This window comes from Pseudarthrobacter sp. NPDC058196 (genome assembly GCF_042882685.1).
In the GTDB taxonomy this organism is placed as follows: domain Bacteria; phylum Actinomycetota; class Actinomycetes; order Actinomycetales; family Micrococcaceae; genus Arthrobacter.
Genome location: NZ_JBHVVN010000015.1, coordinates 43,664 through 68,731 on the forward strand (window position 1 = coordinate 43,664; position 25,068 = coordinate 68,731).

Annotated in this window: 23 protein-coding genes and 1 tRNA gene; 8 read left to right on the forward strand and 16 right to left on the reverse strand. The window is 66.6% G+C overall.

The window, feature by feature from the left end:
• Positions 1-7: 7 nt before the first annotated feature.
• From ACFVVC_RS19385 to ACFVVC_RS19410, 6 genes are all read right to left on the reverse strand, one after another.
• A complete protein-coding gene (locus ACFVVC_RS19385; protein WP_387457026.1) occupies positions 8-862 on the reverse strand; it encodes a polyphosphate kinase 2 family protein in 855 nt (284 codons plus the stop codon).
• A 52-nt stretch (positions 863-914) separates the two neighbouring features.
• Positions 915-2,135: a pyridoxal phosphate-dependent aminotransferase gene (locus tag ACFVVC_RS19390; protein ID WP_387457029.1), complete on the reverse strand. Its 1,221-nt coding sequence runs from the start codon at positions 2,133-2,135 to the stop codon at positions 915-917.
• Between the two features lie 143 nt (positions 2,136-2,278).
• Positions 2,279-3,241, reverse strand: a complete 963-nt coding sequence (locus ACFVVC_RS19395; protein ID WP_387457032.1) for an ABC transporter substrate-binding protein — start codon at positions 3,239-3,241, stop codon at positions 2,279-2,281.
• Positions 3,238-3,984, reverse strand: a complete 747-nt coding sequence (locus ACFVVC_RS19400; protein WP_387457035.1) for an ABC transporter permease — start codon at positions 3,982-3,984, stop codon at positions 3,238-3,240. The genes ACFVVC_RS19395 and ACFVVC_RS19400 overlap by 4 nt, the downstream gene beginning before the upstream one ends.
• Complete coding sequence (locus tag ACFVVC_RS19405; protein ID WP_387457037.1) at positions 3,981-4,703, reverse strand: ABC transporter permease; 723 nt, start codon at positions 4,701-4,703, stop codon at positions 3,981-3,983. Before ACFVVC_RS19405 ends, ACFVVC_RS19400 begins: the two co-directional genes overlap by 4 nt.
• Complete coding sequence (locus tag ACFVVC_RS19410; protein ID WP_387457040.1) at positions 4,703-5,803, reverse strand: ABC transporter ATP-binding protein; 1,101 nt, start codon at positions 5,801-5,803, stop codon at positions 4,703-4,705. Before ACFVVC_RS19410 ends, ACFVVC_RS19405 begins: the two co-directional genes overlap by 1 nt.
• 230 nt (positions 5,804-6,033) lie before the next feature.
• Here ACFVVC_RS19410 and ACFVVC_RS19415 point away from each other — a divergent pair, with 230 nt between their 5' ends.
• Complete coding sequence (locus tag ACFVVC_RS19415) at positions 6,034-7,053, forward strand: pirin family protein (RefSeq protein ID WP_387457043.1); 1,020 nt, start codon at positions 6,034-6,036, stop codon at positions 7,051-7,053.
• Here the strand turns inward: ACFVVC_RS19415 and ACFVVC_RS19420 are convergent.
• Positions 7,050-7,997, reverse strand: a complete 948-nt coding sequence (locus ACFVVC_RS19420) for an N-acetylglucosamine kinase (protein WP_387457046.1) — start codon at positions 7,995-7,997, stop codon at positions 7,050-7,052. The genes ACFVVC_RS19415 and ACFVVC_RS19420 overlap by 4 nt on opposite strands.
• A complete protein-coding gene (locus tag ACFVVC_RS19425; RefSeq protein ID WP_387457049.1) occupies positions 7,994-8,977 on the reverse strand; it encodes a LysR family transcriptional regulator in 984 nt (327 codons plus the stop codon). Before ACFVVC_RS19425 ends, ACFVVC_RS19420 begins: the two co-directional genes overlap by 4 nt.
• A gap of 158 nt (positions 8,978-9,135) precedes the next feature.
• Here ACFVVC_RS19425 and ACFVVC_RS19430 point away from each other — a divergent pair, with 158 nt between their 5' ends.
• Together ACFVVC_RS19430 and ACFVVC_RS19435 are read left to right on the forward strand one after the other, a co-directional pair.
• The gene (locus tag ACFVVC_RS19430) at positions 9,136-10,374 is read left to right on the forward strand and encodes an MFS transporter (RefSeq protein ID WP_387457052.1); all 1,239 of its coding nucleotides are present in this window, start codon (positions 9,136-9,138) and stop codon (positions 10,372-10,374) included.
• 141 nt (positions 10,375-10,515) lie between these two features.
• Positions 10,516-11,019 (forward strand): Lrp/AsnC family transcriptional regulator, encoded by a 504-nt coding sequence (locus tag ACFVVC_RS19435; RefSeq protein ID WP_018760349.1) that lies wholly within the window; start codon positions 10,516-10,518, stop codon positions 11,017-11,019.
• 39 nt (positions 11,020-11,058) lie between these two features.
• Here the strand turns inward: ACFVVC_RS19435 and ACFVVC_RS19440 are convergent, their stop codons facing one another.
• Positions 11,059-12,306, reverse strand: coding sequence for an MFS transporter (locus ACFVVC_RS19440; protein ID WP_387457055.1), 1,248 nt, complete (start codon positions 12,304-12,306; stop codon positions 11,059-11,061).
• A gap of 169 nt (positions 12,307-12,475) precedes the next feature.
• Between ACFVVC_RS19440 and ACFVVC_RS19445 the strand changes: the two genes are divergently transcribed.
• Both ACFVVC_RS19445 and corA read left to right on the forward strand, forming a co-directional pair.
• Positions 12,476-12,970 (forward strand): Lrp/AsnC family transcriptional regulator, encoded by a 495-nt coding sequence (locus ACFVVC_RS19445; protein ID WP_387457057.1) that lies wholly within the window; start codon positions 12,476-12,478, stop codon positions 12,968-12,970.
• Positions 12,971-13,966, forward strand: a complete 996-nt coding sequence (corA, locus tag ACFVVC_RS19450) for a magnesium/cobalt transporter CorA (protein WP_387457059.1) — start codon at positions 12,971-12,973, stop codon at positions 13,964-13,966.
• A gap of 79 nt (positions 13,967-14,045) precedes the next feature.
• Here the strand turns inward: corA and ACFVVC_RS19455 are convergent, their stop codons facing one another.
• The 5 genes from ACFVVC_RS19455 to galU form a co-directional block, all read right to left on the reverse strand.
• Entirely contained in the window at positions 14,046-14,198 is a 153-nt protein-coding gene (locus ACFVVC_RS19455) for a hypothetical protein (RefSeq protein ID WP_018760353.1), read from the reverse strand.
• 81 nt (positions 14,199-14,279) lie between these two features.
• Positions 14,280-14,355: transfer RNA gene (locus tag ACFVVC_RS19460), tRNA-Ala, on the reverse strand.
• Positions 14,356-14,489: 134 nt separating this feature from the next.
• Positions 14,490-15,398 carry a hypothetical protein gene (locus ACFVVC_RS19465; RefSeq protein WP_387457160.1) on the reverse strand — a complete coding sequence of 303 codons (909 nt, stop codon included), beginning with the start codon at positions 15,396-15,398 and terminating at the stop codon, positions 14,490-14,492.
• A 105-nt stretch (positions 15,399-15,503) separates the two neighbouring features.
• Positions 15,504-16,124, reverse strand: coding sequence for a GNAT family N-acetyltransferase (locus tag ACFVVC_RS19470; protein WP_387457062.1), 621 nt, complete (start codon positions 16,122-16,124; stop codon positions 15,504-15,506).
• A gap of 4 nt (positions 16,125-16,128) precedes the next feature.
• Complete coding sequence (gene galU, locus ACFVVC_RS19475; protein ID WP_387457065.1) at positions 16,129-17,034, reverse strand: UTP--glucose-1-phosphate uridylyltransferase GalU; 906 nt, start codon at positions 17,032-17,034, stop codon at positions 16,129-16,131.
• 104 nt (positions 17,035-17,138) lie between these two features.
• Here galU and ACFVVC_RS19480 point away from each other — a divergent pair, with 104 nt between their 5' ends.
• The 3 genes from ACFVVC_RS19480 (at position 17,139) to ACFVVC_RS19490 (ending at position 18,968) form a co-directional block, all read left to right on the forward strand.
• On the forward strand, positions 17,139-17,759 hold the full coding sequence (locus ACFVVC_RS19480) for a 5-formyltetrahydrofolate cyclo-ligase (protein WP_387457068.1): 621 nt from the start codon (positions 17,139-17,141) through the stop codon (positions 17,757-17,759).
• A 112-nt stretch (positions 17,760-17,871) separates the two neighbouring features.
• On the forward strand, positions 17,872-18,126 hold the full coding sequence (locus tag ACFVVC_RS19485) for an FmdB family zinc ribbon protein (protein WP_387457071.1): 255 nt from the start codon (positions 17,872-17,874) through the stop codon (positions 18,124-18,126).
• Between the two features lie 110 nt (positions 18,127-18,236).
• Positions 18,237-18,968 (forward strand): Flp pilus assembly protein CpaB, encoded by a 732-nt coding sequence (locus tag ACFVVC_RS19490; RefSeq protein WP_387457074.1) that lies wholly within the window; start codon positions 18,237-18,239, stop codon positions 18,966-18,968.
• A gap of 62 nt (positions 18,969-19,030) precedes the next feature.
• On the opposite strand, the gene ACFVVC_RS19495 is transcribed toward ACFVVC_RS19490, so the two are convergent.
• Both ACFVVC_RS19495 and guaA read right to left on the reverse strand, forming a co-directional pair.
• Positions 19,031-23,275 (reverse strand): AAA family ATPase, encoded by a 4,245-nt coding sequence (locus tag ACFVVC_RS19495; protein WP_387457077.1) that lies wholly within the window; start codon positions 23,273-23,275, stop codon positions 19,031-19,033.
• 128 nt (positions 23,276-23,403) lie between these two features.
• Positions 23,404-24,993 carry a glutamine-hydrolyzing GMP synthase gene (gene guaA / locus ACFVVC_RS19500; RefSeq protein WP_387457080.1) on the reverse strand — a complete coding sequence of 530 codons (1,590 nt, stop codon included), beginning with the start codon at positions 24,991-24,993 and terminating at the stop codon, positions 23,404-23,406.
• Between the last annotated feature and the right edge of the window lie 75 nt (positions 24,994-25,068).

Genomic DNA, 25,068 nt, shown 5'->3' on the forward strand with positions numbered 1-25,068 from the left:
CTCCCGGTCAGGACCGGGCTACGAGCTCCCGTTCGATGTCCACATCGAACTCTGCTTTAGGCCACTCCAGGCGAACATCGGACAGTGCCGACATCACCAACTGCTGCACGGCGATCCGGGCGTACCACTTCTTGTTGGCCGGAACCACGTACCAGGGGGCCGCAGCCGTGCTGGTTGCGTCAAAGGCAGCCTGGTAGGCCGCCATGTAGTCGTCCCAGAAAGCCCGCTCCTTCAAGTCACCGCTGCTGTACTTCCAGTGCTTGGCAGGATTGTCCAGGCGGGCCAACAGCCGGGACTTCTGCTCATCCCTGCTGATGTTGAGCATCACTTTGACGATCCTGGTGCCGGCGTCGGTCTGGCGTGCCTCGAATTCGTTGATGGCCCGGTAGCGCCGGGTGATTTCGTCCGGCGTCGCCCAGTTGTGGACCCGGTGGATGAGGACGTCCTCGTAATGGGAGCGGTCGAAGATCCCCACCATTCCGGCCGCCGGTACCTCCTTCTCGATGCGCCAGAGGAAATCGTAGGACTTCTCCTGCTCGGAGGGGGCCTTGAATGCCTTGAACTGCACGCCTTGCGGGTCCATGGTGGCCATGACGTGGTTGACGATGCCGCCCTTGCCTGCGGTGTCCATCGCCTGCAGGACCAGCAGGATCCGCTTCTTCCCGCCGAACCGCGACTCCGCGAACAGCTTCTCCTGCATCTCCGTGAGTTTCCCGTCCAGGTCAGCCAGCAGCGCTTCGCCGTCGGCCTTGTTGCCGCCGTAGCCCGGAGTGGCATCAGGGTCCACCCCGGCCAGGGAAAATCCCTTGCCAACGCGCAGGGTGTCAGAGGGGTGCTGGTCGAAACCGACGATGCTGGCCACGGGGGTCCTTCCCTGGGAGGGGTCACGGACGCGGTGCGCCCGTGACCACAGGCTAGTTCCCTTGGTACCGGCTTAGGAAGTCCCCCATCCGGCCGATGGCTTCCTCAATGTCCTTCACGTTCGGCAGCGTGACCATGCGGAAGTGGTCCGGCCGTACCCAGTTGAATGCACGGCCATGCGACACCAGGATCTTCTGTTCCCTCAGGAGGTCGAGGACAAACTTCTCGTCATCCCTGATGTGGTAGACCTCCGGGTCAAGGCGCGGAAAGAGGTACAGGGCGCCCCGTGCCTGCTGCGTGCTGACACCTGGAATCGCGTTCAGCATGTCGTAGGCCTTGTTGCGCTGTTCCAGCAGGCGGCCGCCCGGAAGGATGAGGTCGTTGATGCTCTGGTAGCCGCCGAGTGCCGTCTGAATGGCGTGCTGGGCCGGGACGTTGGCGCAGAGGCGCATGTTGGCCAGCAGGTTGATGCCCTCGAGGTAGTCGGCGGCTTCCTTCTTGGGCCCGGAGATCGCCATCCACCCGGCCCGGTAGCCACACACCCGGTACGCCTTGGACAGGCCGCTGAAGGTCAGGCACAGGACGTCGTCGCCGGTGAGCTTGGCGAGGTTCACGTGGACGGCGTCTTCGTACAGGATTTTCTCGTAGATCTCATCGGCAAAGACCACCAGCCCGTGCTTCTCGGCCAGTTCCACGATGCGCTTGAGCGTGGCTTCGGGGTAAACGGCCCCGGTGGGGTTGTTCGGGTTGATGACCACGATTCCCTTGGTTCGGGGCGTGATCTTCGCTTCCATGTCCTCAAGGTCCGGCTGCCAGCCGGTTTCCTCATCGCACAGGTAGTGGACCGGCTTGCCTCCGGCGAGCGCCACGGAAGCGGTCCAGAGCGGGTAGTCCGGCGTGGGGATGAGGACCTCGTCACCGGAATCCAGCAACGCCATCAAGGACATGGTGATGAGCTCGCTGACGCCGTTACCCAGGTAGATGTCATCAACGTGGATGTTCTGGATACCGCGGGTCTGGTAGTACTGCGACACGGCGGTACGTGCGGAAAAGATGCCGCGGGAGTCACTGTAGCCCTGGGCGTGGGGCAGGTGGCGGATCATGTCCACCAGGATGGCGTCGGGCGCCTCGAATCCAAACGGCGCAGGGTTGCCGATGTTCAGCTTGAGGATCCTGTGGCCCTCCGCTTCCATCTGCTGGGCGGCCTGCAGGATCGGTCCACGGATGTCATACAGGACGTTGTTGAGCTTTGTGGACTGCCTGAATTCTGCCATCCCTCAAATATGCCACAGGAAGGATGCATCACCGTTGAGACCTCCGCCACACGGACGACGGCGGCTGCCGGACCTTTGGAAGTCCGGCAGCCGCCGTCGTGATCACCTGTTGATCCTCCCGGGCAGGCGGGGAAGGTCAGCTGTTACTTGACGATGCCCTTGTCTTTGAGCCAGGCGGCTGCTGCCGTCTTGGCATCCTGCTTCTGGCTGCCGCTGACAGCCCGGTTGAGGTTGATGAGGTCATCTGTGGTGAGGATGCTGGACACGGAGTTCAGGGCCTGCTTGGCCTTGTCCGTCATCTTCGCCTTGCTGTACAGCGGCAGGACCTGCTGGGCAATGAAGTTGTTCTTGGGGTCCTCGAGTACCACCAGGTCGTTGTCGGCGATCGATGGCGTGGTGGTGTAGATATCGGCCACCTGTACCTGATTCTCAAGGAGCGCCTTGAGCGTCACCGGGCCGCCGCCGTCGCTGAAGGGCTCCAGCTTCTTGGGCACGCAGTTGTAGTTCTTCTTCAGGCCCGGCAGGCCGTAGGCGCGCTCACCGAACGTGGCCGGGGCACCCACCACGATGTCGCTGCAGACCTTGGCGAGGTCGTCGATGGACTTCAGCTGGTACTTCTCCGCCGTTGCCTTGGTGACCACCATGGCGTCCTTGTCCTCTGCCTTGGACGCGTCGAGCACCGCCAGGCCGTCCGGGAGCTTGCCCGGCAGGGCCTTGGCGATGTCGCCGGCGGAAACCTCGGTGGCTTCCTTGTTCACGTAGAGCAGCAGGTTGCCGCTGTAGTCCGGCACCACGTCCACGGAACCGTCCTGGACGGCCTTGAAGTAGACCTCACGGGAGCCGATGTTCGGTTTGGTGGTGGCGGTGATTCCGTTGGCATTCAGGGCGCCGGCATACAGTTCGGCGATGATTTGGCTCTCCGGGAAATCAGCGGAACCGACCACCAGGGACGTTGCCTCACCGGAGGCGCCGCCGCTGGATGCCGGTGCGTTGCTCAGCGGGTTGGACGAACCACCGCAGGCGGACAGCGCCACTGCCAGGCCAAGCCCGGCGGCCAGGCCGCCGAAGGCCCGCCTGCCGAGGCGTGGGGGACGGCTATCTTTCATGACTTACCTCCTTGTACAACAGTCTCCGCAACCACGGGGTCTGTGAGATCAACCGCAGCCTCCTGGCTGCGGTGGGACTGCTTCGAGGCGCCTGTTGCCAGGAACAGCCTCTGGAATAGGGACAGGACCAGGTCCACGGCGATGGCCAGGACAGCGATGAGCAGGGAACCTCCAAGCATCTGGGGGAAGTCGCTCAGGACCAGGCCGTCGAAGAGGTAGCGGCCCAGGCCCCCAAGGTTGATGTAAGCAACCACGGAAACGGTGGCGATCACCTGCAGCACGCCGGTCCGAAAACCGCCGAACATGACCGTCAGGGCATTGGGCAACTCGGCCCGGAACAGGACCTGCAGTTCGGTCATGCCCATTGCCCGGGCGGCGTCCACCACATTGCGGTCCACGCTGGAAATACCGGCATAGGTCCCGGCCAGGAGCGGCGGGACGGTGAGGATCACCAAGGCCCAGATGGGGGGCATCAGCCCAATCCCGGCCAGCAGCACGAACAGGATCAGCAGGCCCAGCGTGGGCAGGGCGCGCAGCGCACCGGCCAAGGCCACCACGGCCACCCTCCCCCGCCCGGTGTGGCCAACGAACAATCCAACGGGAACGGCAATGGCGGAGGCGATCAGCATGACCAGCCCGGTGTACTGCAGGTGCTCGCCCAGCCGGGTGGGGATGCCCATGCTCCCGGACCAGTGCGTCGGATCGGCGAGCCAGGCGGCGGTATCGGAGACGACGTTGCTCACGCTCGCTCTCCCGTCCCGCTTGCGGCGAGGGGACCCACGGCGGCGGACGCCGTGGGTCGGCCGCCGTCCCCGCGGCCGCTCCGTTTGCCCGTCCGTTCCCAAGGCGTGAGGACGCGTTCAAGCAGGACGAGGAGGGCATCCATCACCAGCGCCAGTACCAGGATGGCGATGATCCCCACCACCACTTCGGTGACGAAGTCGCGCTGGAGCCCGTCAGTGAAGAGCATGCCCAGGTTGCCAATCCCCAGCAGGGCGGCAACGCTGACCAGGGAAATATTGCTGACCGACACTACCCGCAAGCCGGCGAACATCACGGGAAGGGACAGCGGCAGGTCGACCTTCAGGAAGCGTGCAAGTGGTTTGAACCCCATGGCCTGGGCGGCCTGGCTGACCTCGGCATCCACGGAGTCGAAGGCGTCCAGCGCCGCGCGGACCAGCAGCGCCACAGCATAGATGGTGAGCGCGACCACCACATTGAGGGGGTCAAGGATGCGGGTGCCCAGGATGGTGGGGAGGATGATGAACAGTGCCAGCGAGGGGATGGTGTACAGCAGGGACGACGCCGTCAGCACCACGGAGCGCAGGGCACCATTTTGCCGGGCCAGCTGGGCGAGCGGAATGGAAATCACCAGTCCCAGGATCATGGGAACGAGCGCCAGGACCAGGTGCTGGCTGCCGCGCTCGAAGACCATGCCGCTGTTGGCCAGGAACCACTCCATCAGAGTGCCGCCTGCCGCAGCTGCCGCGCTTCCTCGATCAGTGCCAGGACCTCGCCGCCACGGACTACCCCCAGCACCCGGCCGTCGGGGTCCACGGCAACGCCAAGGCCCGACGGCGACGACAGGGCCGCGTCCAGGGCCCGCCGCAGGCTCTCACCGGGGCGGAAGAGCGACCCGCCGGGAACAAGTTCAGTTTCGGTGCCGGGCGCCGACCAGCCCAGGGGCCGCTTGTCTGCATCCACCACCAGCTGCCAGCCATCAGCCGCGCCGTGGTCCGACACGTTCCCTCCGGCGCCGCGGATGATTGTGGGCACCGGGTGCAGGAGCACGCCGTCGGACGGGGTGAATCCCAGGTGGCGGAAGCCGCGGTCGCGCCCCACGAAGGAGGCGACGAAATTGTTGGCGGGCGCCCGCAGGATCTCCTCGGGCGTGGCGTATTGGGCCAGTTTGCCGCCGGTGGCAAAGACGGCCACCTTGTCCCCCAGGATGGTGGCCTCATCAATATCGTGGGTGACGAAGACGATGGTCTTGGCGAGGTCCTTCTGCAGCCGCAACAGCTCCTGCTGGAGTTCGTCACGCACAACGGGGTCCACGGCACTGAAAGGCTCGTCCATAAGCAGCACGGGCGGGTCTGCTGCGAGGGCGCGGGCCACGCCCACCCGCTGCTGCTGGCCGCCGGAGAGCTGGGAGGGGTAGCGCTTGCCGAGGGACGAGGCGAGGCCCACCACGTCCAGGAGTTCCACGGCGCGTTTGCGGGCTTCAGCCTTGGAGACACCGTTCAACCTGGGCACGGTGGCGATGTTGTCCAGCACCGAGCGGTGCGGCAACAGTCCCGCGGACTGCATGACGTAGCCCATGGAGCGCCGCAGTTCCGCGGCCGGAACGGAGGTGACGTCCTTTCCGTCCACCGTGATGGTTCCGGAGGTTGGTTCCACCATGCGGTTGATCATCCGCAGCGACGTCGTCTTGCCGCAGCCTGAAGGACCGACAAAGACGGTGACAGTGCCCTTGGCGATGGACATGGACAACCCGTCCACGGCAGGCTGGCCGCCCGGATACTGCTTGGTGACGCTCTGGAACTCGATCATCGCCTGGTCCATGGTGCGGACTTACCTGTTCTCTCGGACGGGCTGATCCCAGCACCGCGACATTGCCATCAGCACGCTGATAGTTACGGTAACCCAATCGGGGGCCGGCTTCACCAGATCTGGCCCCAAACCCCGCAAAGGAATCCCTACTGTGACCATTCGGTGCCCCCGCAGGTGCGGATGGGTATCCGGGCGGGGAAACGTGCGTGCCGGGCCGGCCGGGGCGCGCCTAAAGTGGAGGCGTGACCAACTTGGAAGTTTCACCCCAACAGGAGATCTGTCCCCCGGCCCCGTCGGAAGGGCGATCCGGGCCCTGCCTGCAGTTGTGGCCCGAGCGCGAGGTGCCGCTGGGCGGGGTGCGCGCCATGAACGTCAAACGCACGCTGCCGCAGCGCGGGTTGCCGACGATCGGGGCCTGGTGCTTCCTGGACAGTTTTGGTCCGGACCGGACGGCGATGTCGGTCCTTCCCCATCCACACATCGGTCTGCAGACCGTGACGTGGCCCCTGGCGGGACAGATCCGGCACCGGGACAGCGTGGGCAGCGACGTGGTGGTGCGGCCCGGAGAGTTGAACATCATGACCGCCGGGCACGGGGTGTCGCACTCCGAGTTCGCGGTGCTTCCCGCCGACGGCAACGGGTTGCCGCTGCAGCGGGGCCTGCAGCTTTGGGTTGCCCTTCCCGATGCCGACCGGCACCGGGCGCCGGCCTTCGAACAGCACCGGGAGTTGCCGGTGGCGGGCGGCAGCGGCTTCGCCGCCACGGTGATGGTGGGTGAGTTTGGCGGCGTGGTGTCCCCCGCCACGATGTACTCGCCGATCGTGGGCGCAGATGTCGCCTGTGAAGGGGACGCGGTGCTGCCGCTGAACCCGGACTTTGAGCACGGTGTCCTGGTGCTCGACGGCGGCCTGGCGGTGGACGGGCAGGATCTGCCTGCGGGACCGCTGGGCTACCTGGGCGCGGGCCGGAGCGAGTTGAAGGTTCAGGCACGCCCCGGCACCCGGTTCCTGCTGATCGGCGGTGAGCCTTTCGGCGAGGAACTGTTGATGTGGTGGAACTTCGTGGGCCGCACGCACGAGGAAATGGAACAGGCCCGCGAGGACTGGGAGGCCCAGGCAGCCCTTCCGGAAGCCATGGCCGCCGGCGCCCGCTACGGCCTGGTGCGTGGACACGGGCCGGATGCCGGTGCGGAAGCCGGCCGCATCCCGGCCCCGCCGCTTCCGGGGGTCCGGCTGACGCCCAGGAAGCGCACCGTGGACTAGGCGGCCCCCGCCACCAACTCCAGCACACCGAAGACGGGTTCCTGGTCCAGGACCCTGACGTCGGTGATGCCGGCGTCGGCCAGGTTCCGGCGGAAGGATTCCTGCAGGGGCACCACGTTCATGCCCAGGCCGCCCCCAAGGATCACCGGCCCGTCGAGTCCCAGCTGCCCCAGCACTTGTCCGGCCAGGCCGGCAAGGTCCTTGCCGGCCTGGCCCAGCAAGGCTTCGCTGTCCGCGTGTCCGGCGGCAGCCGCCGCCACGACGTGCCTGGCCTGCTGCGCCCAGAACCGCCTCCCTGTTTCGGGTGAGTGGAACAGCGCAATGAGCTTGTTCGGGTGGTCCAGTCCGCAGCTCTTGAGCAAGGCGGAGGTGAGCGGATCGATTGGCAGTCCTTGGTTCATCCGGCGCAGGCTGTGCCGCACAGCTTCCCGGCCCAGCCAATACCCGCTGCCTTCATCCCCGAGGAGGTAGCCCCAGCCTCCGGCTCTGGCCTCGCCGCCGTCGGCATTGCGGCCCCAGGCGGCCGAGCCGGTGCCCGCAATGACCGCCACTCCTGTTCCGGCCCTTCCGGCTGCAAGCAGCAGTCGCGAGTCGTGCACAACGGTGACGGTGGCCCCCGGGACGAGCGGCTGGATCAGCCCGGCAAGGGCGGCAGCGTCCTCGTCGGTGTCGATGCCACCGGATCCGGCATAGACCCGTGCCACGGGGCCGGCCCCGATCCGGGCGAAGAGGTCCGCCAGGTTGCGGGCTGCTTCGTCCCGGGTGACGTTCTGAACGTTGGAGCTTCCGGCGGATTCGTCGGCGACGGGGATTCCGTTCTCGAAGCGGACGCCGTGCGTCTTGGTGCCGCCGATGTCCAGCCCGATGGTGATGCCGTGCAGTGGATTGGCGGGATCTGCAGCCTGCCCGACGTGGGTGGTGGAGGGATTCTGGGTGTTCGTCACGTCACAAGGGTACTTGCCCGGGTGGCCAGGCTTGCCACCAGGCCCGGCCCTTCGGCCACCACCAGTTCGCGAAACAACCGCGCCGGCACAGGCTCGGCGCCGGGTTTCCGGCGCCGCCAGCTGACGCCGACCTCCCGGAAGGCCAGTGGGGAATCCAGCGGTACTTCCACCCAGCCGAGGTCGCCTGTTTCGGGGCGCCCGCTTCGCCCCGGTGTCCCTGCGGCGGGCGGCAGGATGCCAACGCCAAGGCCGGCCGAGACGAGTCCGCGGACAGTATGGGAGTCCTGGCTTTCGAAGGCGATTCGCGGCCGGAACCCGGCGTCCCGGAACAGGGCGTCGGTCAGTGAACGCAGTCCATAGCCAGGGCCGAGCGCCACGAATGGCTCGGTCCGGATGTCAGCCAGCCGGGCCAGCCGCTGCTGCGCCAGCGGGTGGCCATGGTGGACCACCAGCCGGAGCGGCTCACGGTACAGCGGCGCCGAATCGATGGTGCGTCCGGGGACGGCAACCGGGGCCGTTAGGGCCAGATCGGCTTCCCCTGCTGTCAGCTCCTCAAGGCAGGCGTCCCTGGCGCCCTGGCTCAGCCGGAACCCGGTCCCGGGATGCCGGGCGCGGAAGGTGCTGATCAGCAGGGGCAGCATGGCCTCGCCGAAGGTGTGTTGGAAGGACACGGAAACCGTGCCGCGGACCACCTCGGACTCATTGCGCACCAGGTCCAGTCCGGCTTGGAACTCCGCGAGCGCCTGCTCGATGTAGGGCAGGAGTGTGCGGGCGGCAGGGGTCAGGCGGACCCCGCGGCCGTCCCGCACCAGGAGCTCGGTGCCGACGGCGGCGCTCGCCCGGGCCAGCGCCCGGCTCACCGTTGATTGGGGTACGCCCAGCAGCTCCGCGGTTTCCGTGACGTGCTCGGTCCGGCCGAGTTCGGCCAGCACCGGAAGAAGCGGAAGGAGCTGCGCCAGTTGCTTACGGTCCGGTTCCACTGCCCGTTTCCTTCCTCGCCCAATACGGGCGCCTGCCCTGGGGGCCGGTCCATTTGGGTCACCCGGCGGCGCACACCGCCAGTCTATTCAATTTTGCTATAAGTTCTGCATAAAACATGCATTGGATGCATCAGTTGCACCGGGACTACGCTGGCAGGATGCCACAGACTCAGCGCGGCGGCACTGCCGCTCCCCCACGCTGGACCGGCCACGCGAAGGGATCCAAGGCCTACGGGCGGATCCTCGCCGGACTGTCCTGCGCCGGTGTGGCGACGTTCGCTCAGCTCTACTCCACGCAGGCCGTCCTCCCGCTGCTGGCATCCGACCTGCAGGTCACCGCCGCCGAAGCCGCCCTCACCATCTCGCTGGCCACCGTTGGCCTGGCCGCCACCGTCATTCCCTGGTCATTCCTGGCCGACAGGATCGGCCGGGTCAAAGCCATGGCGTGGGGCATCTCCGCTGCCACTGTCCTGGGACTGCTGGTGCCGCTGTCCTCCGGGTTCGCGATGCTGCTGGTCCTGCGCCTGCTGGAAGGAATGGCCTTGGGCGGCATCCCTGCGATTGCCATCGCCTATCTCAACGAGGAGGTCAGCAAAGCCCACGCGGCGCTCGCGGCAGGAAGCTACGTAGCCGGGACCACCTTGGGCGGCCTGTCCGGGCGCCTCGTGGCGGGCCCGGTTGGCGAGCTCTGGGGATGGCGGACCGCGGCCCTGGCCGTTTCCCTGCTCGCGACGGCCGCCGCCGTCGCGTTCCTGGTCCTCGTACCCAAGGCGCAGGGTTTCGTCCGCGCCCAAGCGTCCGGACTCCGCGGAGCCCTGCAGATGCTCGGCGGCCACCTGCGCAATGTCCGCTTGCTGGCCATCTATGCACAGGCCTTCCTGATGATGGGCGGTTTCGTGGCCGTCTACAATTACCTGGGTTTCCGGTTGTCGGGCGCACCCTTCGGACTCCCGGCCACCCTGATCAGCCTGATCTTCCTGGCGTACCTCTCAGGGACGTTCTCCTCCCGCTCGGCAGCCACCATGACCACGCGGTTCGGGCGTCGCAACGTCCTCCTGGCAGGGCTTGCCCTTGCCATGGCAGGACTCGCCCTGACCCTGACCTCAAACCTGGTGCTGATCCTGGCCGGCCTGGTGGTGTTTACCGGCGGTTTCTTCGCGGCCCACAGCATCGGCTCCGGCTGGACGGGCGCCATAGCCAGCACCGGCCGGGCCCAGGCAGCGTCGCTGTACAACCTGGCGTATTACCTTGGCTCCAGCCTGCTCGGCTGGGCCGGCGGCCTGGTCTTCCAGGCTTGGGGCTGGAACGCCCTGGCGGGAGCAGTGATCGTCCTGGCCTGCCTGACGGCCGCAACTGTCGCCGTCGTCCATCCCGGAACGGACCCCGCCGCCGCCTGACGGCTCCGCACCATACTCGAATTAACGGGCTTCAAGGCCCCGGCGGGCAGCCTGAATGTTCGGCGGGGCGTGCTCCGGCACCGCGGATGACGGCGTTTCTGCGGTCTAGGATGAACAGAGGACCCTTTGGAAGGAAACGCAGTGAGCACGAATGCCAGGAACATCAGGCCCGGGGCGCACCTGGAACCCTTGGATGCCATTGACGAGAGGCTCCTGGCAGCCCTTGTGGCCGATGCCCGGATCTCCAACAAGCAACTCGCCGAAATGGTGGGCATTGCGCCGTCGACAGCCCTGATGCGCACGCGGGCCCTGTCCGAGCGGGGCATTGTGCAGGGCTACGAGGCAAAGTTGAGCCTGTCGGCGATCGGCAGGTCCGTGCAGGCGCTGGTGGCCGTACGGCTTCGGGCCCATGACCGCGACCAAATCGACCGTTTCACGGCCCGCGTACCGCATCTGCCGGCTGTGCTCTCCACCTTCCACACGTCCGGCTCGGTGGACTACCTGCTGCACATCGCCGTCGGCAGCACCGAAGACTTGCGGGACTGGGTGCTGGACAACCTGGCGACCGACCCCGTCGTGGGCCATACCGAAACCACCCTGGTCTTCGAGCACATCCAAGGCAATCACGGACCGCTCCCGGAGTAGTGGGGCACCAGGCTGTGACCGGATTACCCGGCCATGCCGTCAGGCGGCGGCGCGCCGCCTGACTGACTGGACGAACGTCCTGGCGGAAAGAACCAGCGCCGCCGCGCCGCACAACAGCACGAAACCCTGGACCGCGGCGCCCATCCCCATCGCCGTGCCGGCCCACCCCAGGCCAAGGACCGGGACCGCGCTTCCCAGATACGTAATGACATAGACGGTGCTGATGATCTGGGCGTGCCGCGCCGGCTCCACCCTGGCCGCGACGTCATTGAATACGGTCCGGAACGCCAGTCCCTGCCCCACTCCGGCGGCGACCGCCGCGGCCACCAGCAGCACCGGGCTGTGCCAGGCGCCGGCAGCTCCCAGCATCACCACCGAAACGCCAAGGACGGCGAGGCCTGCCGGCACTGTGAACCGGCTGCGCACGGTGACCAGCTGGCTCATGGCCGAAGCCCCCAGCGGCAACCCTGCCAGGACGCCGATCAGCGGCCGGGAATCCGTAGCAAGGACCTGGGCGAAATAGCCCGGAGCCAGCGAGAGACTGAAGCCGAACACAGCGAAGCTGAGGAAGCCGACGCCGGACGCCAGCCAGAAGGCTCCGCGCGCCTGGCGTGAAACTGAAGGGCGCCGGGGCGCCAGGGCGTGGAGCGGCCGGGTCGAGGCCGGGGCCACGATGGCGGGGCGTGCGCGGATCAGGTAGAGCGGAACGAGGAGCCCGGCAAGCAGCAGGGAGTGGACGACGTACGGGGCCGTGGTGGCGCCGGGAAGCAGCGACAGCAGGCCGCCGATAACCGGGCCGGCGGCGACGCCCCCCGAGGACGCCAGGAGCGTGAAGCGGGATGCCCACTCCGGCCGGGACGGGAGCAGCTCCCGCAGGGCGGCGGCACTGGCTCCGGTGGCAAGTGCCACAGCAGTTCCCTGCAGGGCCCGGCCGGCACAGAGCGCTCCCAGCGTCTGCGCTTCCGCAAAGATCCAGCCGCCGGCCAGACCCATCAGCACAGCCACCAAGAGGGCTGCCCGCCGTCCGATGTGGTCCGACCAGTGGCCGGCCAGCAGCAATGTTCCCACCAGCGCGAGGACGTAGCTGGCGAACGCTGCAGTGACATCCAGGCTCGAGAGTCCAAGGCTGGACTGCAGGAGGGGGTACAGCGGTGTGGCCAGGTTGGCGCCCACGAGGAGCATGAAAATGACCGCACCCGAAATAACCAGCCGGGCCGTGGTGGAGGCATTCCACCCGGCGCGCGTTGCCGCTGTGGGGCGCATGCGCAGTTCGCTGAAGACCGTCATCGTGCCGCCTTAGGGATCGCCGCAGCGGCCAGTCCTTGTGGGACGCCGGCGCGGATACAACTGTGATGCTTCAAGGGTGCGGCAGGATTGCGTGATCAAACCGTTCCTGGATGGATAATTGAGCAGAATCATCAAATATTGGATCCCAATGTGGTGGAGAGTGACGATCGTGAACAAGTTGGACCCCACTGACCTGAAGATCCTCCTGGCCCTCATCAGGGATCCGCGGATACAGATCGGCGAACTCAGCGAGTCCTTGGGCATAGCGCGCAATACTGCCCAGTCCCGGGTGCGCCGGTTACTCCGGGCAGGCGTCCTGCGTCCGGGCGGCCGCGAGGTTGACCTTGACGCGGTGGGCTATGACGTGGTGGCCTTCGTGACCATCGAGGTCTCCCACCGTGAACTGGACGGGGTGGTGGCGGCGCTCCGGCTTATCCCGCAGGTCCTGGAGGTCCACGAAATCTCCGGCCGCGGGGACGTCTGGTGCCGGGTGGTAGCAACGGACACGCACAATCTCCAGGCATCCCTGCGCCAGGTCCTGAGGATCAAGGGGGTCATCCGGACCGAGACGGTACTGGCCCTGCACACCCATATCCCGTACCGGACCGAGCCCCTCATCAGCGGCCTCAGCAATGCCGCATCTGCGACGACTAGGATTTCCTGAATGACCATCATCGATAACGCCGTCTACGTCAACGGAGTCCGCCATGCGGAGCCCGAAAGCCTGGAACAAACCTTCGAAACCCTCGCCCGGCACGGTGGCATGGCGTGGATCGGGCTTTACCGGCCCACCGCGGAGGAAATGGCGGCTGTGGCGGCGGAATTCGGGCTGCACGGCCTGGCGGTGGAGGATGCCGTCTCAGCCCACCAGCGGCCCAAACTGGAGCGGTACGACGACAACCTCTTTACCGTGCTGCGGCCTGCCCGCTACGTGGACGCCAACGAAACGGTGGAGTTCGGTGAGCTCCACGTCTTCACCGGCAAGAACTTCGTTGTGACCGTGCGCCATGCCGAAACGGCCGGGGTCGCCAGGGTGCGGCAACGCCTGGAGGCGCGGCCCGACCTCCTCCAGCATGGGCCGGAGGCGGTGCTGTACGCCCTCCTGGACCGGGTGGTGGACGACTATGCGCCGGTGGTGGCCGGACTCGAGAACGACATTGACGAGATCGAGGACCAGCTGTTCAGCGGAGACTCCTCGGTGTCCCGCCGGATTTACGAACTGGCACGGGAAGTCATCCAGTTCCAGCGCGCCATCCACCCGCTGCCGGAGATGATGGACCAGCTGAAGCGGGGTTTCGAGAAGTACGGCGTGGAGACAGACCTGCGGCACAGCCTGCGGGACGTTGAAGACCACGTTGAACGGGTCATCTCCAGGGCAGACTCCTTCCGCGATCTGTTGCAGAACGCCCTGACCCTTGATGGAACCCTGACGGCCAACCGGCAGAACGAGGCCAGCGCCGAGCAGAACGAACAGGTCAAGAAAATCTCGTCGTGGGCGGCCATCCTGTTCGCACCGTCGTTCGTTGCCGGCATCTACGGCATGAACTTTGACAACATGCCCGAACTGCACTGGCCCGTGGGCTACCCGATGGCGCTGGGCCTGATGGTTGCCGTTGCGGCCCTCATGTACGGCATCTTCAAGAAGAAGGGCTGGATTTAAAACTCGACGCCCGGGGCGCCACCTTTCGTCAAAGGTGGCGCCCCGGGCGGGGAATGCATTGCGGCCGGCAGCGGTCAGGTCAGGCGTTGGTCCTGCGCTTGAGCCAACCCCAGACACCGGTTGCGACGAACAGGACCAGGCCGATGATGGCGAGCCAGAGCAGGCCCTTCACGACGAAGCCGACAATAGACAGAATGAGCCAAATGACAAGAAGTCCGATGATTATTCCCATAGGGCCACTCTAGGCCCGCCCGGCTGCACTGGCCCGGGCATTCGACTGCGTTTCGCCAATCAACATGCAGGGGTGAGCTTTTGGTGGAGCTAAGGAGATTCGAACTCCTGACCTCTTCGATGCGAACGAAGCGCTCTACCAACTGAGCTATAGCCCCGGGAATTGCCGCAACCTGCGTGATACTCCGGGCGGGTGCGGAACCGGTGTCCCTAGGCTACAAATAATCCGTGTCCAACACCAAATTGGCACGCCCGGCCCGGAAAAGCGATGGGAATACTTTCGCGCCGCCGCCTACGCGCGGCGGCGCTGGAGGACGTCGTCAAGGTTGCTCAAGGCACTCTGCGCCTTGGTCAACTGCGGTGAACCCGCGGGCTGGGACGCGGCCTCCGGGGCGTCGACGCCGGCAGCCCCCTGCTTCAGCGACGGCTTGCCGACCGCCTTCGGAGCCTCCGGCAGTTCAAGCGGCAGGGGCTCGGGACGCTCAGCCTTGGCTGCCTCAACGTAGGTTGGCCTGGGAACTTCAACGGGCTCCCACGGCGTGCCTGCGGGAGCACCTGCTGCGGCGGCGGCCGCACTGGTGTCACCGGCGGCAACGGCGACGGCGAGGGCCGCCTCACGCAGTTCCACGGCAGTGAGCGGCTTGGCCTTGGCCTGCCCCGCCTCGGCATCGAACAGCGGGCTTTCCGGCCGGACCGGAGCTGCCTCAGGTTCAGGCACGGTGATGGGGTCCGGCCCCTGGCGCCGGGAAGGCGCACTCATGGCTGAGTGGAAGGCCGCGTTGACTTTCGCTTTGCGGTCCCGGATGGCCAGCCAGCGGAGCAGGGCCACCATACCGAAGGCAATCGCAAAGGCGGTGAGGGGAAGAACGGGCGATCCCACACCGAAGGAAAGGAGCACACCTGACATGAACGCGGTCACCAAGAACAGCAGCCCGGCCAGGGCCAAGGCCGTCCGGCCGTACCGGATGCGGAACCGGGCCGGGGGCGGGGTACTGGCAGCGGCTGCGGCACTCTTCCTGGGTTCCATGGCTTTCTCCTGCTGGGCGGCGACGTTCAAGACTTTGCCGGCGGGCTGGTCCGGCCTTTCATCGACGGGGACGTCTGCCAGGAAGTCGCCGGCGGCCTGCTGGCGCCTTCGGTTCCGGAGGACGTACGGGGCTACCCAAAGGATCCAGAGCGCGACGGCAACCACGAGGATCACTGAGCTGCTAAGGGGGAAGTCCACACTCAAAACCGTATGAGCATCATGCCTGCTCAGGCCGCATTAGCCCCGGTGTGTCGTACCCCTGTCCACAAACCGATGGATTTATGACGGGCGGGACGCCAGCCACGGGGCCAGCAGGCCCTCCGGGACTTCTTCGGAGGTCAAGGCAAACGAACGGTGGTCCGCCCACCGGCCATTAATGTGCAGGAAACGGGGCCGGTATCCCTCATCCCGGAATCCCAGCTTCTCCACCACCCGCAGGCTGGGCCCGTTCTCCGGCCGGATGTTGATTTCCATCCGGTGCAGGCCAAGGGTCCGGAAGCAGTGGTCCGTCACCAGTGCCACTGATGTCGGCGCGATCCCCTGGCCGGCCCTGCCTCGATCCACCCAATACCCCAGTGTGGCCATCATGGCCGAACCCCACACAATCGAAGACACCGTCAGCTGGCCCACTATGGCCGGATTCCGGTGTCCCGGCGTCCGCTCGGTGATGACGAAAGGAAGCGCTGTCGCCTGGGCCGCCTGCGCGTTCAATGAGCGCACCATATGCCGGTAGTCGGGCAGACCGCCTCCCGGTTCGGGGTTGGAGGCTTCCCAAGGCGCCAGCCACTCGCTGTTCCTGGACCGCACCTCGGTCCATTCCCTTTTGTCGCGGTATCGGATGGGCCGCAGGACCAGGTCACCGCATTCGAGGGTGACCGGCCAGATGGGACCGGTACGCACGCCGCTAGCTGGAAAGGCCGGCGGTGAAACCGGGCAGCCAGTCCCGCAGGCCGGGGCCCAGGTCATCGCTGTCGACGGCCAGCTGGACGCAGGCCTTCAGGTAGCTGAGCTTGTCACCGGTGTCATAGCGGCGGCCGCGGAACACTACCCCGTAGACCCCGTAGCCCTCCCCGTCTCCGGACGCGAGTTCCTGCAAGGCATCGGTCAGCTGGATCTCGCCGCCGCGGCCGGGCGCGGTGTGCTCCAGGACGTCAAATACAGCGGGGTGCAGGACGTAGCGGCCGATCAGCGCCAGATTGGACGGTGCTTCCTCGGGTGAGGGCTTCTCCACGAGCCGGTTGACGCGGACATAGCCCTCGCCGTCCAGTTCCTGGACATCGGCGCAGCCGTAGGCACTGATCTGCGCCGGCTCCACCTCAATGAGGGCGACGACGGAGCCACCGGTCTTCGCCTGCACGTCGATCATCGTGCTGAGAAGTTCGTCGCGGGCGTCGATGAGGTCATCACCCAGCAGGACAGCGAAGGCTTCGTCGCCAACGTGCTGTTTGGCGCGGAGCACGGCGTGGCCGAGGCCGTGGGGGTCGCCTTGCCGGACGTAGTGGATGTCGCCCAACTGGCTGGCCGCCTGGATGGAGGCGAGCTTCTCCGTGTCGCCCTTGTCGGCGAGCGTCGATTCGAGCGAGGGCACGCGGTCGAAGTGGTCTTCCAGTGCACGTTTGTTTCGGCCCGTAATCATCAGGATGTCGTTCAGGCCCACGTGGACGGCTTCCTCCACCACATACTGGATGGCAGGTTTGTCCACGACGGGGAGCATTTCCTTCGGCATTGCCTTTGTGGCCGGCAAGAACCTGGTGCCCAGGCCCGCTGCTGGGATGACGGCTTTGCGGACTCTGGGGTTACTGGTAGTCACCGGACTAATCTAACGTCAGCGTCAAGCATTTCAGTAACCACCGGCACAGCGGGCCGTCATCCGCCCGTGATGCCACGGAACGCCGGGCACCGAGGAAGGACACCATGCAGGAGAAGACGAATCCCGTCAAGGACGATATCCGGGCGGCCCATCGGCGCCGGCGGGCCGCCCGAACGGAGGCGGAGCTGGACGCCGCCGGGTCGGACTTGGCGCGCCACGGGGAAGCGTGGGCGGCATCCGTCACCGCGTGGCGCCCCGGCACCGTATGCGTCTATTTGGGTGTCGGGAAGGAACCGCCCACCATGCCGCTGGTCCGTGCGCTGCACGGCAGCGGCCACGATGTCCTGCTTCCGGTATGCGAGCCGGGCCGGGAGCTGAGCTGGGTGTTCTGGGCCCCGGATATCAGCTTCGAACGCAGCCGGTACGCGCCCATCCTGGAACCCGCCGGGCGACGGCACGGGCCCGAGGTGGCCGGGAGCGCAGCGGCGCTCATCATCCCCGCCACTGCCGTGGACCTGTCAGGAAACAGGATCGGCCAGGGGGGCGGCTACTACGACACCTTCCTGGGGCACCTCGCCACCGCCGGGAAGGAAATACCGTTGGCCGCTGTTATCTACGACGATGAACTGCTTCCCGCGGGCCGGATTCCTGCCGAGGAATTCGACCGCCCGGTCCCGGGTGTCCTGATGCCGTCCGGGTACCGGGACCTGGCGGGTGGCGACTGAGCCCGGTCCTTTCCGGACGCAGTGATAGAATTAGCACTCAGGCCCTGCGACTGCTAACGGATTACCGGATGGCAGCACGGGACCTCTCGTTTGCCCAAGAGGAGGAGCACCAGTGCCAACATATGCTTACGCCTGCAAGGATTGCGGCCACGCCTTCGATATCGTCCAGTCGTTTTCGGACAGCAGCCTGACATCCTGTCCCGAATGCGAGGGCGCGCTGCGCAAGAAGTTCAACAGTGTGGGTGTGGTTTTCAAGGGCTCAGGTTTCTACCGCACCGATTCCCGCGATTCCAAGGGCAGCTCGGTCTCCCCTGCCCCGGCAACGGCGCCGGTCGCCGCGCCCGCCCCGGCTGCTGCGGCCAACTAGCCCACGCACTGATAACGACGACGGCCGGCGCCTTCTGGCGCCGGCCGTCTTTGTCCACATAGCTTCCGCCACCACTATCCTGGCGCTTCGGCCGCCAATAGCGTGGGCGCATGCCTGCATATCCACGCCGCGGCCGCGACAGCCTCCGGATTCCCACAAAGTCCCGCAATACCAGCCGTCCCGCCAAGACGAACTACCCCATCCCGGCGCGGGTAGCCTTTTGGCTGGGCCGAAACCGCCGCCTGGCCGCCGCCCTGCTCCTGTGTGCAGCGGCGGCCATCACCGTCAATCAACTGACGCCTGCTCCGCTCTCGACCGTGACAGCCCTCGCTGCTGCGCGGGATCTTCCGGCAGGTACCGCTGTGACGGCGGCAGATTTGGCCAGCGTCCATGTGCCGCCCGGAATGGTGGCGGAGGGCTTCCTCCAAGACACCGCCGCAGCCGCCGGCAAACAGCTCGCAGGACCGTTGCGAAAAGGCCAGCTCGTTACTGACGCTCAACTCCTTGGCCCGGGCCTCCTCATTGGGACGCCTCCGGGCTCAGCCGCGGTTCCGCTCCGTATGGCGGACCCATCCTCCATCCAACTGGTGTCTCCCGGCCAGCTGGTCAACGTGGTGCTCACCTCTGCCAACGGGTTCGACCAGCAAGGTCCCTCAGAGGTGCTGGCGTCTGCGGTTCCCGTGCTGTGGACTTCGAACAAGGGCGGCCAGAGCGGCCAGTGGCTGGGTACAACGGAGACCGACGGGTTGATCGTGGTGGCAGCCAACGCGGAACAGTCATCCCGGCTGGCTGGAGCTTCCACGCAGGGCAGGCTTTTCTTCGTCCTGGTTGGTCCGCCGTGACACCGCGGCAACGACTCCCGGGCAACCCCTCGGTTGCCCGGGCGCTGAGGCCTGACTGCCGGTCAGCCCCAGTGCGGCGGTTTCTGTTCCTTCAACCAGGCGTCGTGGTCGTCCTCACGGTCGCCCCAGCTGCGGGCGTCGTCCTCCGCGGCTTTGCTGGGCAGGATAGCGTCGGTACCTGCGGTTGCCCGCGCTGCCGCCGGAGCGGACTGCGGCGTCCCTGCCGGATTCCCACCGTCAGTTGCCATTTCCGTCTTCTCGTTCTCGCTCATGTCGTCCCCGGCCCGATCTTCCGCGGGCCCTTCTTGGTCGGAAACAGTGTATTGCGCGGCCATGCCGCCAGCCTCCTTGGCGCCCAGGCCACCGGCCCGCCGGCCCTGGCTTGGGCGGATGCCCGCGGCAGTGTCTCCGGCGTCGTTCCGGTTCCCGCCATTGGCGTTCCGCGGCAGGTAGGCAACCCCTGTGGCCGGTGCTGCATCGATACCATTGAGCGCCTGGTCAACGTCGTCGTCAAGGAATCCGGCCGAGGGCACGGTCCTGCCCGGCAGCACCAGGTTTTCCAGCCCGAGGTACCCGGCGATGCGGTCGGCACAGGACGACGGGTCGGTGAATACCTCGATGGTCCACAACGGCATGTAACGCCATCCAAGGCGTTCCAGCAGCTGCGGGCGGAGCCTGCTGCGTTCCCGGACGCTCATGGTGCGGTACTGCCCGGTGCCGTCAGACTCGATGGCCACTGGTCGTGGCAGGTCGGCTTCGTCCTTGCCCATGGTGTTCAGGGGGTCAGCCGCGGCCACAACGTCGATGGCGCCGTCATACTGGTGCCAAACCCTGGCGCCGCGGGCGCGCAAACGGTCACCCAGGTCGGCTACCAGCGGGTCCGCGCCGAGTGCCTGTTCGCTGGCGGCGGCCCGGGACGCAGGAGTTCCGAGGTCAGTGTTACCCGAAATTTCGCGGTTCAGCAGCGCGTACAGGTCCACCGCCCCGTGCGTGAGCCTGGTGTGGTCCAGGTCCTCGGGCCGGAAGCAGGTGAGCACATGCATGGACCGGCGCGCGCGCGTCATGGCCAAGGCGAACTTCTCCCTGCCACCCTCAGCGGACAATGGCCCGAAGTTGTGGAGCGCCCGGCCGTGCGGGGTGCGCCCGAAGCCTGGCGAAAAAATAACGTGGTCTCGGACCAGCCCCTGGGCTCTTTCGAGGTCCACCACCCTGAAGGACTCCGGGCCGGCACCGAAGAATCCGGCCATCCCGGGATTGTTGGACAGCTGGAGGCGGATGGACTCGCCAATCCTGGCAGCGTGCCGCAGGCTGGCGGTGACCACGGCGAGCGAAGTACGCGGACGCAGGCGGGCGTGCTCGAATACGAGCTCGACCACACGGTTGACCTCAGCCACCACGGACTCCACGCCCTCATGGTCGGCGCTGGGCAGGCCGGTACCGTCCGGCAGGTACTCCACCAGCAGCGCGCGGTCCAAGCCCGTGGCTGACTGGCCTTCGGGCAGCCGGCGCAGGCCGCCGTCGTAAAAGTTCTTGCTCAACTGCAGGACGAGGTCCTCGTCCACAGCCCTGTACACCACATTCAGCCGCCAAACCGGAAGCACCGCGGAGAGAGCCGTGAAGGCGCTCTCCACCCGGTGGTGGGCGGACTCACCGGCGGCGAGGCGTTCCACGCCCACGGTAAAGGTCCGCGGCGACGCGATCCGCGGGTCACCGAACGCAATCACCTGGCGTGCACGGGCAATCGACGGCAGGACGGCCTGCAGCGACGTGGCCTCGGCATCCAGGATCACGACGGCGTCGAAGTGTTGCTCCGCCGGGAGCAGCCCGGTCATCAGGTAAGGGCTGACAGACCACACCGGCACCAGCGTGCCGATCAGGTCAGGGGCCTGGGCGGTCAGGGCGGGCAGCGATACCCGGCCGTCCTTGAGCAGGCTGCGCAGGAGGCCGGCTTGGCGCGGCTGTTCGGCGATGGCTCCGCGCCAGCGTTCCGCCAGGTCCCACCGAAGGCGAGCGGCACCGCTGGCGATGTGGGCGTTGTCCGCCAACCGGTACTCGGCTTCGAGCTGGCGGAGGGCATCGCCGTCGGACATGGCCAGGTAGTCATCGCCGCTGATCATGGCCTCAAGGGCCGACTGCCACCATGCCAGTTCCAGCTCGGCGGCAACGGACCGTTCCGGGACTTCCCGCTCCGCGAGGTCGGCGAGGAGTTCTCCCAGTCCATGCTCCCGCATATTTTCGATCAGCAGGGTGCGTTCGGGCAACGTCTTGAGGGTGTCGGTATCCGCCACAAGGCGTTCCAGCCGCTCCATCAACTGGCCATAGGGCACAGCGGCGAGGGAGCCGCCGGCTTCCGTGTGCCGGAGCGCTAGGCCCAACTGTGCCAGCTCCCCGTCGAGCGAGCGGTACATGGCGTTCATTTCGGCCAGGCCGGACGGCACCGCAGGATGGCGTTGGGTTGTGGCGTACCCCGCCCAGAGGGCGCGCTGCTCCTGGACCAGGACCAAGGATGTGTGCAGGTCGGCGATGTGCACTCCGGGGCGCACGTATTCCTTGGCCACCCGGCGCAGCCTGGACCGCTGCATGGACGTCATCTCGATGCCGCGTTCACGGCGCCACGCTGACGGGGCCGTGGCGGAAATCAGGTCCGTCACGGGCCGGTCAAAGATGTCCGGCGTGAATTTGTCGAGGCTGCCGCGGACGGCAACCAGCAACTCCAACTGCTCACCCCATTCGGCAAAGGACTCCCCCAGCCGGATTTCGGCGTGCTCGGCTACGGCGTCCATGCGGTCGCGCAGGACCGGGAGGCTCTTGGCCACTGAGCGGACCAGGTCCTGGGCTTCCTCGGTTTCCTTCCGGGTCAGCAGCCGCGCCCCGTGCCAGGGGCTGGTGGTGGCAGCCTTGCTGAAGCTGCCCAGCTCGGCGGCACGGCGCAGCCTGCCGGCCAGCTCCTCGCGGTCGCGGATGCTGTCCAGGACGCTTCGCTTCAACCGGACGGTGGTGGCCGGCGCCGGATGGATTGAGGTGAGCTCCGCGAGCGACTGCATGGCCTGGTAGGGCGAGCAGCCCCACCGGTCCCGGACGTTGTGGAGCGACGCCACGTGGTCCATGAGCGCGTGCCTATGCTCGGTCAGGGTGGTGTGAAGGTTGCCAAGCTGCGGTTCCAGGGACTTTTCGTTGCGGACGATTGCCCGAACGAGCTGGCCTTTCAGCTGCTGCGCCGTGACGTTCCCGGAGAGCTGGAACAGGATGGATTCCAGCCCCAGCGATTCGAGCTGGCCGGAGACCTCGTTCAGGCTGGCCCGGCGGTCACCCACCACCAGCACCGTCTTCCCGGCGTCCACCAGGGCACCGATGGTGTTGATGGCAGTCTGGGTCTGGCCGGTACCCGGCGAGGCGCTGACAGCGAGGGAGTCACCGGCGCGGGCAGCATCGATCACATATTGCTGGTCCGTGTCAGCGTCCAGCAGCAGCAGCTCGTCCTTGGGATGCCTGTTGTCCAGGTGCGGGAAACGCGAGGGGTCCGGATCTTCGACATCCACTACCTCGCCCCCGGCGGCGGTCGCCAGCGCCGAGACGATGGGGTGGGAGTCGTTGATCCAGGGGTCGTCCAGGTTGCCGGAGAGATCGGCAAAGGTCGAAACGAGCAGGTTGTGCTGGGTTTCGGCGCCGTGGATAGGCCGGATCAGCGTGGCCAACCGGTCCAGGACGGGCTGGGGGTCGAACCGGGCGGTGCTGTAGGCGAGGCGGGTCACGGCGTTGACGTCGAAGACGATCCCGTGGATGTTCTTCAGATGCCGCACCAGCGCAGGGTTGATGTGCGCCTGCTCGGTGAGCTGCAGCTCGAAGTCGTCTTCCCCCGGACGGACGGTGAGGGAGATGGCGGTCAGCATGACGGGGGCGGATACGCGCTGGGGTTTGCCCCCGACGGCGGACGTCCACACCACGGTGCCTGCGGACAGGTACCCGGCGTCAATGCCGCGGTCGTTGGAGAGCTCGAAGATCTTTGACCGGATGTTGCGCGATGCCCTGGCCGCCACGACGTACTGTTGGCGGTCCCGGATCAGCGTGGACAGGCGTGTGCGGCGTCCTGCCATGAGCTGGGCGAGCCCCGAGGGATGCGCCGAGGTGAGGTCGATGGAGCCTTCGGGGGTCTTGGTGAAGCGCAGCATCGTGTCCGCGCCAGTGACGGGTTTAAGCCCGGACAGCCATTTGCGAAGCTCTTCCGAGCCTTCGGGGTGGCCTTGACCAACTGACACTTCTGCCTTCTTTTCTGCGTTTGCACGTGACGCCCTGGACCATACCGGCATAGATTCGAGAGTAGCCGCTCCGGTGCCGGACTTTGGCGACCGCAACACTGGAGCACAGGAAATTGCGCTGATTCTCCCGGGAAAAACAGTGGCCGGCCTCCACTGGCGGAGGCCGGCCACTCAAGGGGCTATTCCCATTCGATGGTTCCCGGCGGCTTGCTGGTGACGTCCAGCACCACCCTGTTGACGCCGTCCACCTCGTTGGTGATCCGGTTGGAGATCCGTGCCAGGAGATCGTAGGGCAGGCGCGACCAGTCGGCGGTCATGGCGTCCTCGGAGGACACGGGACGGAGCACGATCGGGTGGCCGTAGGTGCGTCCGTCGCCCATGACGCCGACGCTGCGGACGTCGGCGAGCAGCACGACAGGCATCTGCCAGACTTCGTCGTCCAGGCCAGCGGCGGTCAGTTCGGCACGCGCGATGGCGTCGGCCTTGCGCAGCAAGTCCAGCCGTTCCTTGGTGATGTCGCCGACGATCCGGATACCCAGGCCGGGGCCGGGGAAGGGCTGGCGGCCGACGATTTCCTGCGGCAGGCCAAGCTGTGCCCCCACGGCACGGACCTCGTCCTTGAACAAGGCGCGCAGCGGTTCAACGAGCTCGAACTGCAGGTCCTCCGGGAGGCCGCCCACGTTGTGGTGGCTCTTGATGTTGGCGGCACCTTCGCCGCCGCCGGATTCGACGACGTCAGGGTACAGGGTGCCCTGGACCAGGAATTTGATCTTCTCACCATGGGCAGCAGCATCGGCGATGATGGCCAGTTCCGCTTCCTCGAAGGCGCGGATGAATTCACGGCCGATGATCTTGCGCTTGGTTTCCGGATCGCTGACGCCCGCCAGCGCCGAGAGGAAGCGCTCCTGTTCGTTGGCGACGTACAGCTTCACTCCCGTGGCGGCCACAAAGTCGCGCTCCACCTGCTCTGCTTCGCCTTCGCGCAGCAGGCCGTGGTCAACGAAGACGCAGGTGAGCTGGTCGCCCACGGCGCGCTGCACGAGGGCAGCGGCAACGGCAGAATCGACACCGCCGGAGAGCCCGCAAATGACCCGGGCGTCGCCCACCTGCCGGCGGATGCGCTCCACCTGTTCCTCGAGGATGTTGCCGGTAGTCCAGTTGGGTTCCAGCTTGGCGCCCTTGAAGAGGAAGTTCTCCAGGACCTGCTGGCCGTAGGCAGAGTGCTTGACCTCCGGGTGCCACTGCACGCCGTACAGGCACTTTTCCTCATTGGCGAAGGCCGCGACTTCAGCACCGGCGGTGGTGGCCAGGACATCGAAGCCTTCGGGAGCCTCGTGGACGGAGTCGCCGTGGCTCATCCAGGTCTTCTGGTGCTGCGGCATGCCTTCCAGCACGGAGCGCCCGTCACCCAGGATGGTGGTCTCGGTGGAGCCGTACTCCCGCAACCCGGTCTTGTCCACCTTGCCGCCCAGGGCGTTGGCCATGGCCTGGAAGCCGTAGCAGATTCCGAAGACGGGGACGCCCGCTTCGAAGAGGTCGGCACCGACGCTCGGGGCGCCGTCGGCATAGACGCTGGAGGGGCCGCCGGACAGGATGATGGCGGCGGGGTTCTTGGCCAGTAGCTGCTCGGTGGTGTAGGTATGCGGAACCACTTCCGAATACACATTCGCTTCCCGGACGCGGCGGGCAATGAGCTGCGCGTACTGGGCACCGTAATCAACAACCAGCACCGGCTTCTGGGAAGTCTGGGATGCAGTGGGAGTAGTCACCGTAATAGCGTACTTTGCGCCGTTGCACCGACGCACCTTGAGAAGCCTCCCTGTGACGGAGCAGACGTCCTCGAG

What these genes read in the sequence shown, in the direction of transcription:
- ACFVVC_RS19405 (WP_387457037.1), bottom strand. Translation starts at nt 4,703, where the DNA reads ATGGAGTGGTTCCTGGCCAACAGCGGCATGGTCTTCGAGCGCGGCAGC.
- ACFVVC_RS19495 (WP_387457077.1), bottom strand. Translation starts at nt 23,275, where the DNA reads ATGCCGGTATGGTCCAGGGCGTCACGTGCAAACGCAGAAAAGAAGGCA.
- ACFVVC_RS19455 (WP_018760353.1), bottom strand. Translation starts at nt 14,198, where the DNA reads ATGGGAATAATCATCGGACTTCTTGTCATTTGGCTCATTCTGTCTATT.
- ACFVVC_RS19430 (WP_387457052.1), top strand. Translation starts at nt 9,136, where the DNA reads ATGCCACAGACTCAGCGCGGCGGCACTGCCGCTCCCCCACGCTGGACC.
- ACFVVC_RS19490 (WP_387457074.1), top strand. Translation starts at nt 18,237, where the DNA reads ATGCCTGCATATCCACGCCGCGGCCGCGACAGCCTCCGGATTCCCACA.
- ACFVVC_RS19440 (WP_387457055.1), bottom strand. Translation starts at nt 12,306, where the DNA reads ATGACGGTCTTCAGCGAACTGCGCATGCGCCCCACAGCGGCAACGCGC.
- ACFVVC_RS19390 (WP_387457029.1), bottom strand. Translation starts at nt 2,135, where the DNA reads ATGGCAGAATTCAGGCAGTCCACAAAGCTCAACAACGTCCTGTATGAC.
- corA (WP_387457059.1), top strand. Translation starts at nt 12,971, where the DNA reads ATGACCATCATCGATAACGCCGTCTACGTCAACGGAGTCCGCCATGCG.
- ACFVVC_RS19480 (WP_387457068.1), top strand. Translation starts at nt 17,139, where the DNA reads ATGCAGGAGAAGACGAATCCCGTCAAGGACGATATCCGGGCGGCCCAT.
- ACFVVC_RS19410 (WP_387457040.1), bottom strand. Translation starts at nt 5,803, where the DNA reads ATGGACCAGGCGATGATCGAGTTCCAGAGCGTCACCAAGCAGTATCCG.
- ACFVVC_RS19395 (WP_387457032.1), bottom strand. Translation starts at nt 3,241, where the DNA reads ATGAAAGATAGCCGTCCCCCACGCCTCGGCAGGCGGGCCTTCGGCGGC.